Here is an 11,154-nt window from a genome sequence, read left to right on the forward strand (position 1 = left end):
CGATCTCCCGGCCCGGACGGGCGGGGAGATCGCATCGGAAGGTGTGCGGCTCAGACCGTGAAGCCGAGGGCGCGCAACTGCTCGCGGCCGTCGTCGGTGATCTTGTCCGGGCCCCACGGGGGCATCCAGACCCAGTTGATCTCCAGATCCTCGACCAGCCCGCTGCGCACCAGCGCGTTGCGCGACTGGTCCTCGATGACATCGGTCAGCGGACAGGCCGCCGAGGTCAGCGTCATGTCCAGCTTGGCCACGTCGTTCTCGACCCGCATGCCGTAGACCAGGCCGAGATCGACCACGTTGATGCCGAGCTCGGGGTCGACGACATCGCGCATCGCCTCCTCGAGGTCCTCGAGCAACTGCTGCTCCTCGGGCGAGGGCTCGGCCTGCGCGCCGGCCTCGGGCGTCGGCTGATCGGCCGCCGTCGTCTCACTCATGGGCGTTCCCCGTTTCCGCTCGCAAGGTTCGGTGCTGCGCTGTCGTTCGCACTGCCATTGTCCTCCGTGTCAGCGGCGTCCGTGCCAGCGGCGTCCTCCGTGTCAGCGGTGGCGTCCTCGTCTGCGACGATCCGCACCACCGCGTCCTTGAAGGCCATCCAGCCGAGCAGGGCGCACTTCACCCGCGCGGGGTACTTGGAGACACCCGACAGCGCGATGCCGTCGCCCAGCAACTCCTCGTCACCCTCGATGGTGCCGCGGCTCGAGATCATCTCGTTGAAGGCGTCCACCGTCTTCAACGCCTGCTGCACCGGCAGGCCGATGACCTGATCGGTGAGGATCGAGGTGGCGGCCTGGCTGATCGAGCAGCCCTGGCCGTCGTAGGAGACGTCGGCGACATCGCCGTCGACCAGGTGCACCCGCAAGGTCACCTCGTCGCCGCAGGTCGGGTTGACGTGGTGCACCTCGGCGCCGTACGGCTCACGCAGGCCCCGGTGATGCGGATGTTTGTAGTGGTCCAGGATGACTTCCTGGTACATCTGCTCCATGCGCATGGGCTCAGACCGCTCCGCTCACTCCGAAGAACTTCTGCGCCTTGCGCACCGCCGCCACCAGCTGGTCGACCTCGTCGAGGGTGTTGTAGACCGCGAAGGAGGCCCGCGCGGTGGCGGGCACGCCGAGGCGGCGCATCAGCGGCCACGCGCAGTGGTGCCCGACGCGGATCGCCACACCCTCGTCGTCGAGGATCTGGCCCACGTCGTGGGCGTGGATGCCGTCCACCACGAACGACACCGCGCCACCGCGCTCGACGTTCTCGGTGGGGCCGACGATCCGCACACCCTCGATGGCGCTCAGGCCCTCCAGCGCCGCGCCAGTGAGCGCGTGCTCGTGGGCGGCCACCGCGTCCATGCCGATGGCCTCGAGGTAGCGCACGGCCGCGCCGAGACCGACCACCTGGGAGGTCATCGGCACACCGGCCTCGAAACGCTGCGGCGGCGCGGCGTAGGTGGTCTTCTCCATGGTGACGGTCTCGATCATCGAGCCGCCGGTGATGAACGGCGGGGTGACCTCGAGCAGCGCGCGGCGGCCGTAGAGCACGCCGACGCCGGAGGGACCGAGCATCTTGTGACCGGAGAAGGCGGCGAAGTCCACGTCGAGGGCGCGGAAATCGACCGGCATGTGCGGCACCGACTGGCAGGCGTCGAGCACGGTCAGCGCGCCGACCGCCTTGGCCCGGCGCACCAGCTCGGCGACGGGAGCCACCGCACCGGTCACATTGGACTGGTGGGTGAAGGCCACGACCTTCGTCGCGGGCGACAGCTCCAGCGAGTCGAGGTCGATGCGCCCGTCGTCGGTGATGCCGTACCACTTCAGCGTCGCGCCGGTGCGCCGCGCCAGCTCCTGCCACGGCACCAGATTGGCGTGGTGCTCCAGCTCGGTGACGACGATCTCGTCGCCCGGGCCGACGTGATAGGGCGCGCGATCGTCGGCGAAGGAGTAGGTCACCAGGTTCAGCGACTCGGTCGCGTTCTTGGTGAACACGATATCCCCGGCGTCGACACCGACGAAACGAGCGATGTCGGCGCGCGCGCCCTCGTAGGCGTCGGTCGCCTCCTCGGCCAGCTGGTGGGCGCCGCGGTGCACCGCGGAGTTGCGTTCGGTCAGGAACTCGCGTTCGGCGTCGAGCACGCTCAGCGGCCGCTGCGAGGTCGCGCCGGAGTCCAGGTACACCAACGGTTTCCCGTCCCGGACCGTACGGCTCAGGATCGGGAAGTCGGCCCGGATGCGGGCCACGTCGAGTGTGTGGCCCGTGACAGGCGCAGCGGTCATATCAGGCTCCAGCGGTCGCGGTCTGAGTGAAGCGGACGTAGCCGTTGGCGTCGAGTTCCTCGGCGAGTTCCGGGCCGCCCTCGGCGACGATGCGGCCGCCGACGAACACGTGCACGAACTCCGGCTGGATGTAGCGCAGGATGCGGGTGTAGTGGGTGATCAGCAGCACGCCGCCGTTCTCCCGCTCCCGGTAGCGGTTCACGCCCTCGGACACGATGCGCAGCGCGTCGACGTCCAGGCCGGAGTCGGTCTCGTCCAGGATGGCGATCTTCGGCTTGAGCAGCGCCAGCTGCAGGATCTCGTGGCGCTTCTTCTCGCCGCCGGAGAAGCCCTCGTTGACGCTGCGCTCGGCGAAGGCGGGGTCGATCTCGAGCTCGCTCATCGACTCCTTCACCTCCTTGACCCAGTGGCGCAGCTTGGGGGCCTCGCCGCGCACGGCGGTCGCGGCGGTACGCAGGAAGTTCGACATCGAGACGCCGGGCACCTCGACCGGGTACTGCATGGCCAGGAACAGGCCTGCACGCGCTCGCTCGTCCACCGACATCTCCAGCACGTCCTCACCGTCGAGGGTGATCGAACCGGAGGTCACGGTGTACTTCGGGTGGCCGGCGATGGCGTAGGACAGCGTCGACTTGCCCGAGCCGTTGGGGCCCATGATGGCGTGCGTCTCACCGGAGCGGATGGTGAGGTTCACGCCGTTGAGGATCTTGATGGGCTCACCGGACTCGTCGGGGTTGGCGACCTCGGCGTGCAGATCCTTGATTTCCAGGGTGGTCATGGAGTTCCTTTGCGGGGAGGGAAGGTTCGTGGGTGTCAGGCGCCGATCGCGGCGAGTTCGGCCTCGATGGCCGCCTCCAGCCGCTCCCTGACCTCGGGCACCGCGATCTTCTGGATGATCTCGTGGAAGAAGCCGCGCACCACCAGGCGGCGGGCCGCCTCCTCGGGGATGCCGCGGGCGCGCAGGTAGAACAGCTGCTCGTCGTCGAAGCGACCGGTCGCCGAGGCGTGGCCGGCGCCGATGATCTCGCCGGTCTCGATCTCCAGGTTGGGCACCGAGTCGGCGCGCGCACCGTCGGTGAGCACCAGGTTGCGGTTCAGCTCGAAGGTGTCGGTGCCCTCGGCGGCCGCGCGGATCAGCACGTCGCCGACCCAGACCGTGCGCGCGTCGCCCTTCGGCGAATCCGGGTCGCCCTGCAGGGCGCCCTTGTACAGCACGTTGGACTTGCAGTGCGGCACCGCGTGGTCGACCAGCAGGCGCTGTTCGAAGTGCTGACCGGCGTCGGCGAAGTACAGGCCGAGCAGCTCGGCGTCGCCGCCGGGGCCGTCGTACTTCACGGTGCCGGTCAGGCGCACCAGGTCGCCGCCCAGGGTGACCGCGGCGTGCCGCAGGGTGGCGTCGCGGCCGAGCCGGGCGTGGTGGGCGGTGGCGTGCACCGCGTCGTCGGCCCAGTCCTGGATCACGACCACGTCGAGGCGGGCGCTGTCGCCGAGCACGAACTCCACGTTCTCGGCCACGGTGCCGCTGCCGCGGTAGTCGATCACCACGGTGGCGACGGCGAAATTGCCGAGCCGGATCTGCAGGTGACCGTAGGCGGTCCGGCCCGCGCCCGGGCCGGTGACCGTCACGGTGACGGGCTGGCCGAGTTCGACCTCGCTGCCGATCGACACCACGGTGGCGGTCTCGAAGCCGGAGTAGGCCTGCGCCGCGACCCGGTCGGCCGGCACACCGGCGGCGCCGAGGCGCTCGTCGGCGCGGTCGACGGTCTCGGTGGTCACGCCGTCGGCCGGGGTCACCTCGACGGTGATCCGCCCGTCGCGCACGGCGCTGCCGTCGTGCAGGCCGCGCAGGCGACGCAGCGGGGTGAAACGCCACGCCTCGTCACGACCCGATGGCACCTCGAACGCGTTCACGTCGAAGGAGGTGAACACCTCGCCCTTGTTGACGGCGGGCGTGCGAGTCTCGGCGGCTTCGGCAAGGTTGGAAGGAAGCACGGCGGTTTTGCTGGATTCGCTCACAGGCTCGCTCATTTAGCCGACGGCTCCTTCCATCTGCAGTTCGATCAGGCGATTGAGTTCCAGGGCGTACTCCATCGGGAGCTCCTTGGCGATCGGCTCGACGAAGCCGCGCACGACCATCGCCATCGCCTCGTCCTCGGTCAGGCCGCGGCTCATCAGGTAGAACAGCTGGTCCTCGGACACCTTGGAGACGGTGGCCTCGTGGCCCATCGTCACGTCGTCCTCGCGGATGTCGACGTAGGGGTAGGTGTCGGAGCGGCTGATGGTGTCGACCAGCAGCGCGTCACACTTGACCGTGGACTTCGAGCCGTGCGCGCCCTTGTTGACCTGGACCAGGCCGCGGTAGGAGGCCCGGCCGCCGCCGCGCGCCACCGACTTGGACACGATGGTCGAGGAGGTGTGCGGCGCCAGGTGCAGCATCTTCGCGCCGGTGTCCTGGTGCTGGCCCTCGCCGGCGAAGGCGATGGAGAGCACCTCACCCTTGGCGTGCTCACCGGTCATCCAGACCGCCGGGTACTTCATGGTGACCTTGGAACCGATGTTGCCGTCGATCCACTCCATGGTCGCGCCCGCCTCGGCCTTGGCCCGCTTGGTGACCAGGTTGTAGACGTTGTTCGACCAGTTCTGGATCGTGGTGTAGCGGCAGCGGCCGCCCTTCTTGACGATGATCTCCACGACCGCGGAGTGCAGCGAGTCGGACTTGTAGATCGGCGCGGTGCAACCCTCGACGTAGTGCACGTAGGCGCCCTCGTCGACGATGATCAGGGTGCGCTCGAACTGGCCCATGTTCTCGGTGTTGATCCGAAAGTAGGCCTGCAGCGGGATGTCGACGTGCACGCCCGGCGGCACGTAGATGAACGAGCCGCCCGACCACACCGCGGTGTTCAGCGCGGAGAACTTGTTGTCACCGGCGGGGATGACCGAGCCGAAGTACTGCTGGAAGATCTCCGGGTGCTCCTTGAGACCGGTGTCGGTGTCGAGGAAGATCACGCCCTGTGCCTCCAGGTCCTCGCGGATCTGGTGGTAGACGACCTCCGACTCGTACTGCGCGGCCACACCGGCGACCAGACGCTGCTTCTCCGCCTCGGGGATGCCCAGCTTGTCGTAGGTGTTCTTGATGTCCTCGGGCAGCTCTTCCCAGGAGGTGGCCTGCTTCTCCGTCGAGCGCACGAAGTACTTGATGTTGTCGAAGTCGATGCCGTCGAGATTCGAGCCCCAGTTCGGCATCGGCTTGCGATCGAAGATACGCAGCGCCTTGAGCCGCTGCTCGAGCATCCACTCCGGCTCGTTCTTCTTGGCCGAGATGTCGCGTACGACAGCCTCGGACAGGCCGCGCGTCGCACTGGCGCCCGCCTCGTCGGGGTCGGCCCAGCCGTACCCGTACTTGCCCAGCGAGGCGATGGTCTCTTCCTGGGTCAGGGGCGCGGCGTCGGGGGCGACGGCATTGCTGCCGGCCGCTGCGGTCGTCGTCATTCGGCACTCCTTCCGGAGTCGTTCGGAGCTGCCGCCGCGGGCAGTGCGGCGGTGGGGGAAACAGCTTGCTCGGATGATGCTGTGCTCGTCGGCGGTGTTCTCGTCGGCGGTGTTCTCGGAGCCGCCACCGGGAGCAGCGGTACGTGGGTGGTGCACGCGCAGTCGCCGTTGGCGATGGTCGCCAGGCGCTGCACATGGGTGCCGAGCACCTCGCGCAGGACCTCGAGCTCGGCGTCGCACAGTTGCGGGAACTCCTCGGCCACGTGCGCGACCGGGCAGTGGTGCTGGCAGATCTGCACGCCCGCGCCCACCTTGCGGGTGGAGGCGGCGAACCCGGACCCGGTGAAGGCCTCGGCCAATTCCTCGGCCTTGGCCTCGGTGCGTTCCGGGGTGTGCTCGGTGACCGGCTCGATGCCCGCCACGATGGTGCGGGCCCGGCTGCGCGCGAAATCGGTGATGGCCTGCTCGCCGCCGATCTCGCCGAGCCTGCGGATCGCCGCGCCCGCGAGATCGTCGTAGGCGTGGCCGAGCTGCCCGCGCCCCGCGGCGGTGAGCTGGTACCGCTTGGCCGGACGACCACGCCCCTTGCGCTGCCACGCGGCCGCGCGCACCGCCCTGGCCTGGCCTGATTCGATCAGCGCGTCCAGGTGCCTGCGCACCCCGGCGGGGGCGAGACCGAGCCGGTCGCTGATGGCCGTCGCGGTGATCGGCCCCTCTTCCAGCAGCAGCTGGACGATGGCCGCGCGGGTGTGCCCCTCGGGCGCGGCCGACAACGCGGCGCCGGTCGTCGCGCGACCGGTTCCGGCATCGTCCTTCCGCAAACCCACGGTTTTCACAACATCAGTGTGGCGGAATTCCTTCCCGAAATCTAATAAGGGTGACCTCAGAAAACGCCGTGATCGGCTGCGAGCTTCGCCACAGTCGTGGCGGGCGACGGGCGCGCACTAGGCTCCTCCGCGTGGCGGTACTGGAGGGCGCGCGGCGCAAGACACTGGCTCTGGGGCGCCGGGCACTCGGACTCGACGTGCCCGCCGCCGATCACACCATCGCGGTGCTGCATCGTGACGAGCGGGAGGTCCCCGAGCTCGACCGACGAGAAGTGGTCCAGCTGGACCGGATCCGGCTGCTCGGCGCGACCGGCACCGTCCTGATGGCCATCAGCGCGCTCGGCATCGGCGCGCAGCCGGTGCACCAGAATCCCACCTCCGGCGTGCGCGTGCTCGGATTCTTCGCCCGCGCGCACACCGGCTCGCTGGCCATGTGCATGATCGGCGCGGTGGTCGTCGTGCTGGCCTGGTTGCTGCTCGGCCGCTTCGCCATCGGCAATTTCGCCGGCACGCCCCGGCACCGGCTGACCCGCTCGCAGATGGACCGCACGCTGCTGCTGTGGATCATCCCGCTCAGCGTGGCCCCGCCGCTGTTCAGCAACGACGTCTACTCCTACCTGGCGCAGAGCGAGATCGCCGCGCGCGGCATCGACCCGTACAAGGAGGGCCCGGTCGCGGGCCTGGGCATCGACAACGTGCTCACCAACAACGTGCCGACCATCTGGCGCGACACTCCCGCGCCGTACGGCCCGCTGTTCCTGTGGGTCGGCCGCGGCATCGCCGAGCTGACCGGCGACAACATCATTCTCGGCGTCTGGGTGCACCGGGCGCTGGCGCTGGCGGGCGTGGCGTTGATCGTGTGGGCGCTGCCTCGGCTGTCGGTGCGTTGCGGGGTGGCGCCGGTGGCGGCGCTGTGGCTGGGCGCCGCCAATCCGCTCGTGCTGTTCCACCTGGTCGGCGGCGTGCACAACGACGCGCTCATGATCGGCCTGATGCTGGCCGGCGTGGAGTTCACGCTGCGCGCCATCGAGGACTGCGCGGAATTCGACGGGCGAGCCTACGCGCTGCTGGTCGGCGGCGCGCTGGCGATCGCGCTGTCCTCGTCGATCAAGATCACCTCGATCATCGCCATGGGATTCGTCGGCATGGCGCTGGCCAGACGCTGGGGCGGCGGCCCGCGCGCGCTGTTCACCGCGGCGGCGCTGTTGTGCGCGATAGCGCTCGGGGCGACGCTGTTCGTCTCCGCGGCCAGCGGTCTCGGCTTCGGCTGGGTGCACACCCTCAACACCGCGAGCGCCGTGCGCAGCTGGATGTCGCTGCCCACCGCGGTCGGGGTGATCACCGGCTTCGGCGGCGTGCTGCTCGGACTCGGCGACCACACCACCGCGTTGCTGAGCATCACCCGCCCGATCGCGGCCGCGGCCGCCGCCTTCATCACCGTGCGCATGCTGGTGGCCACCGGCACCGGGCGGTTGCACCCGGTCGGGGCGCTCGGCGTCTCGCTCGGCGCGATCGTGCTGCTGTTCCCCGTGGTGCAGCCCTGGTACCTGCTGTGGGCCATCGTGCCGCTGGCGGCATGGGCCACCCGGCCGGTCTTCCGGTTGCCCGCGGTGGCGCTGTCGGCGGTGGTCAGTGTGCTGCAGATGCCGCGCGGCGCCGACCTCGAGGTGTTCCAGATCGTCGGGGCGGCGATCGCGACCACCGTGGTGTGCGTGTTGTTCATCGTGCTCACCCGCAACGCGCTGCCCTGGCGCGCGCCGACGGGGGTGTCGGCTCGGTCACAGCCGAGCACGGCTTACGGTGTCTGTTCGTGAGCGCAGCCACCGGACCCGCTGTACGCGTGCAGGACGTCGTCAAACACTACGGCGACACCGCCGCCGTCGACGGTCTCGGTTTCGAGGTCGAGCAGGCGCAGGTGCTGGCGCTGCTCGGCCCCAACGGCGCGGGCAAGACCACCACCGTGGAGATGTGCGAGGGCTTCGTCCGCCCCGACGCCGGGAGTGTGCGGGTGCTCGGCCTCGACCCGATCGCCGACTCCGAGCGGCTGCGCCCGCGCATGGGCGTGATGTTGCAGGGCGGCGGGGCCTACCCCGGCTCGCGCGCCGGGGAGATGCTCGATCTGGTCGCCTCCTACTCCGCCCAAACGCGCGACCCGGACTGGCTGCTCGACGTGCTCGGCCTGCGCGACAACCGCAAGACCCCCTACCGGCGGCTGTCCGGCGGCCAGCAGCAGCGGCTGGCGCTGGCCTGCGCGCTGGTCGGCCGCCCGGAGATCGTCTTCCTCGACGAGCCGACCGCGGGCCTGGACGCCCAGGCGCGGCTGATCGTCTGGGAACTCATCGACGCCCTGCGCCGCGACGGGGTGAGCGTGGTGCTGACCACGCACATGATGGACGAGGCCGAGCAGCTCGCCGACCAGCTGGTCATCATCGACCACGGCCGCATCGTCGCCTCCGGCACGCCCGCCGAGGTGACCGCGCACGGCGCCGCGGGCCAGCTGCGTTTCACCGCGCCGCCCCGGCTGGACCTGGAGCTGCTGCGCACCGCGCTGCCCGAGGGATTCACCCCGCGCGAGGTCTCCCCCGGCTCCTACCTGCTGGAGGGCGAGATCGACCCGCAGGTGCTGGCCACCGTCACCTCCTGGTGCGCGAGAATGAACGTGCTGGCCACCGACATCCGCATCGACCAGCGCAGGCTCGAAGACGTCTTCCTCGAACTGACCGGACGGGACCTGCGATGACCCAGCACGACCTGACCACGAACCGCTTCGCGGCAGGCACCTTCGCCCCCGGCCCGCGCCCGAGCACGCGCGCGGCCATGCTCGCCGCGCAGACCCGGCTCGAGCTCAAGCTGCTGCTGCGCAACGGCGAGCAGTTGCTGCTCACCATGCTCATCCCGATCACTCTGCTGGTCGGGCTGACCCTGCTGCCCTTCGGCGATGTCGCCGACGCCAAGGTCGACACCATCGTGCCCGCGGTGATGATGGTGGCGGTCATGTCGACCGCCTTCACCGGCCAGGCCATCGCGGTCGGCTTCGACCGCCGCTACGGCGCGCTCAAACGGCTCGGCGCCACCGCGCTGCCGCGCTGGGGCATCATCGCGGGCAAGTGTGCGGCGGTGCTCATCGTGGTGGTGTTGCAGGCGGTGTTGCTCGGCGCGATCGGCGTGGCCCTCGGCTGGCGGCCCGGCCTCGGCGGGCTGGCGCTCGGCGCGGTGATCATCGCGCTCGGCACGGCCGTGTTCGTGGCGATGGGCCTGCTGCTCGGCGGCACCCTCAAGGCCGAGATCGTGCTGGCGCTGGCCAACATCCTGTGGTTCGTCATGCTCGGCATCGCGAGCATCGTCTTCACCTCCGACGACCTGCCGACCGTGGTGGACGTGCTGGTGCGGCTGGTGCCGTCGGGCGCGCTGGCCGAGACCTTGGAGCAGGCGCTGAAGGGCGCGGTCGACCTGTTCGGCGTGGCGGTGCTGACGGTGTGGGGCCTGGTCTGCGGGGCGCTGGCGGCGCGCTGGTTCCGCTTCGAGTAGGGCGCGCCACATCTAACGACGCCATGTAGTAGACCGGGTGCGAGCGCCTTCGCGCCGATGGCTACCATCGTCGGGTGCTGTATCGCGCCTTCCTGGGACTCGTCGACAAGCTCCCACTGCCCTCGCTGCGGACACAGCGGCTGATCGCCCTGGCGGTCCTGCTCAGCCAGGCGGGCATCTCGGTGACCGGCGCGATCGTGCGCGTCACCGCCTCCGGTCTCGGCTGCCCCACCTGGCCGCAGTGCTTCCCCGGCTCGTTCACCCCGGTCGGGGTCGGCGAGGTCGAGGTCATCCATCAGGCGGTCGAGTTCGGCAACCGGATGCTGACCTTCCTGGTCACCCTGTTCGCCGCGCTGGTGGTGCTCGCGGTGACCCGCGCCCGCCGCAGGCGCACGGTCCTCGTCTACGCCTGGCTCATGCCGGGCGGCACGGTGGTGCAGGCGATCATCGGCGGCATCACGGTGCTGTCCGGGCTGCTGTGGTGGACCGTCGCGGTGCACCTGCTGGCCTCGATGGTCATGGTGTGGCTGGCGACGGTGCTCTACGCCCGCATCGGCGAACCCGACGACGGGCAGACCGTGACCCACGCGCCCGCCCCGCTGCGCTGGCTGACCGTGCTCGCCGGCGTCGCGCTGTCGGCGGTGCTGATCTCGGGCACCACGGTGACCGGCGCGGGCCCGCACGCGGGCGACAAGAGCATCGACCGCGTGGTCGAGCGGCTCGAGGTGGAGATCGTCACCCTGGTGCACCTGCATTCGCAGCTGCTGGTGGGCTATCTCGCGCTGCTGATCGGGCTCGGCTTCGGTCTCTACGCCGTCGGCATCACGCGCGCGATCCGCACCAGGCTGTTCGTCCTGCTCGGCCTGGTCTGCGGGCAGGCGTTGATCGGCATCGTGCAGTACTGGACGAATGTTCCCGAGGTGCTGGTGGTGTTGCACGTCGGCGGTGCGGCCGCGGGGGCCCCCGGCCCCCCCGCGCGGGGGGGGGGGGGGGGCCCCCCCACAAACCCCGCCCCGGGGGGGGCACCCCCCCCCTGCCGCGGGACC

Annotated in this window: 11 protein-coding genes; 4 read left to right on the forward strand and 7 right to left on the reverse strand. The window is 70.2% G+C overall.

The window, feature by feature from the left end:
• Positions 1 to 50 precede the first annotated feature (50 nt).
• Genes QH283_RS09570 through QH283_RS09600 form a run of 7 tightly spaced genes read right to left on the reverse strand, consistent with a single transcriptional unit; the run spans position 51 to position 6,589 of the window.
• Entirely contained in the window at positions 51 to 434 is a 384-nt protein-coding gene (locus QH283_RS09570) for a metal-sulfur cluster assembly factor (protein WP_280502659.1), read from the reverse strand.
• The gene (sufU, locus tag QH283_RS09575; protein ID WP_280502660.1) at positions 431 to 988 is read right to left on the reverse strand and encodes a Fe-S cluster assembly sulfur transfer protein SufU; all 558 of its coding nucleotides are present in this window, start codon (positions 986 to 988) and stop codon (positions 431 to 433) included. Before sufU ends, QH283_RS09570 begins: the two co-directional genes overlap by 4 nt.
• 4 nt (positions 989 to 992) lie before the next feature.
• Positions 993 to 2,264, reverse strand: coding sequence for a cysteine desulfurase (locus QH283_RS09580; protein WP_280502661.1), 1,272 nt, complete (start codon positions 2,262 to 2,264; stop codon positions 993 to 995).
• Position 2,265: 1 nt separating this feature from the next.
• A complete protein-coding gene (gene sufC, locus QH283_RS09585; protein ID WP_280502662.1) occupies positions 2,266 to 3,042 on the reverse strand; it encodes a Fe-S cluster assembly ATPase SufC in 777 nt (258 codons plus the stop codon).
• A gap of 35 nt (positions 3,043 to 3,077) precedes the next feature.
• Complete coding sequence (gene sufD, locus QH283_RS09590) at positions 3,078 to 4,292, reverse strand: Fe-S cluster assembly protein SufD (protein WP_280502663.1); 1,215 nt, start codon at positions 4,290 to 4,292, stop codon at positions 3,078 to 3,080.
• Complete coding sequence (sufB, locus tag QH283_RS09595; RefSeq protein WP_280502664.1) at positions 4,293 to 5,753, reverse strand: Fe-S cluster assembly protein SufB; 1,461 nt, start codon at positions 5,751 to 5,753, stop codon at positions 4,293 to 4,295.
• A complete protein-coding gene (locus QH283_RS09600) occupies positions 5,750 to 6,589 on the reverse strand; it encodes a helix-turn-helix transcriptional regulator (protein WP_280502665.1) in 840 nt (279 codons plus the stop codon). The genes sufB and QH283_RS09600 overlap by 4 nt, the downstream gene beginning before the upstream one ends.
• A gap of 122 nt (positions 6,590 to 6,711) precedes the next feature.
• Between QH283_RS09600 and mptB the strand changes: the two genes are divergently transcribed.
• From mptB to QH283_RS09620, 4 genes are all read left to right on the forward strand, one after another.
• Positions 6,712 to 8,394, forward strand: coding sequence for a polyprenol phosphomannose-dependent alpha 1,6 mannosyltransferase MptB (gene mptB / locus QH283_RS09605; protein WP_280502666.1), 1,683 nt, complete (start codon positions 6,712 to 6,714; stop codon positions 8,392 to 8,394).
• Positions 8,391 to 9,320, forward strand: a complete 930-nt coding sequence (locus QH283_RS09610; protein WP_280502667.1) for an ABC transporter ATP-binding protein — start codon at positions 8,391 to 8,393, stop codon at positions 9,318 to 9,320. The genes mptB and QH283_RS09610 overlap by 4 nt, the downstream gene beginning before the upstream one ends.
• Positions 9,317 to 10,108, forward strand: a complete 792-nt coding sequence (locus QH283_RS09615; protein WP_280502668.1) for an ABC transporter permease — start codon at positions 9,317 to 9,319, stop codon at positions 10,106 to 10,108. The genes QH283_RS09610 and QH283_RS09615 overlap by 4 nt, the downstream gene beginning before the upstream one ends.
• A gap of 74 nt (positions 10,109 to 10,182) precedes the next feature.
• Positions 10,183 to 11,154: COX15/CtaA family protein (locus QH283_RS09620; RefSeq protein ID WP_280502669.1), on the forward strand; the 972-nt coding region annotated here is incomplete at its 3' end.

Origin of the sequence: Nocardia farcinica (assembly GCF_029867845.1) — a bacterium.
GTDB lineage: Bacteria > Actinomycetota > Actinomycetes > Mycobacteriales > Mycobacteriaceae > Nocardia > Nocardia farcinica_A.